We start from the raw sequence: 396 nt of genomic DNA, 5'->3' as shown, positions 1-396 counted from the left end.
GCCCCGAACGGGCCGTCGCAGGAGCGGGTGATCCGTGACGCGCTGGCGTCGGCGGGTCTGTCGGGTGCGGACGTGGACGCGGTGGAGGCGCACGGCACCGGGACCGCGCTGGGTGATCCGATCGAGGCGCGGGCGTTGTTGGCGACGTACGGCCGGGACCGGGTGGAGCCGCTCTGGCTGGGGTCGTTGAAGTCGAACATCGGTCATGCGCAGGCGGCGGCGGGTGTCGCGGGTGTGATCAAGATGGTGATGGCGATGCGGCAGGGGGTGCTGCCGCGGACGCTCCATGTGGACCGGCCGTCGCGTCATGTGGACTGGTCGGCGGGGGCGGTGGAGTTGCTGACCGAGCAGCGGGCGTGGCCGCGGTCCGACCGGCCGCGCCGGGCCGGCGTCTCC

The 396-nt window shown here is 74.0% G+C and carries 1 pseudogene; it reads left to right on the top strand.

The window, feature by feature from the left end:
• Positions 1–396, top strand: a pseudogene (locus tag UK12_RS33345) (polyketide synthase); the annotation flags it as partial.

It is taken from the genome of Saccharothrix sp. ST-888 (assembly GCF_000955975.1).
Classification (GTDB): domain Bacteria; phylum Actinomycetota; class Actinomycetes; order Streptomycetales; family Streptomycetaceae; genus Kitasatospora.
This window is presented reverse-complemented; position numbering and strand designations above follow the sequence as displayed.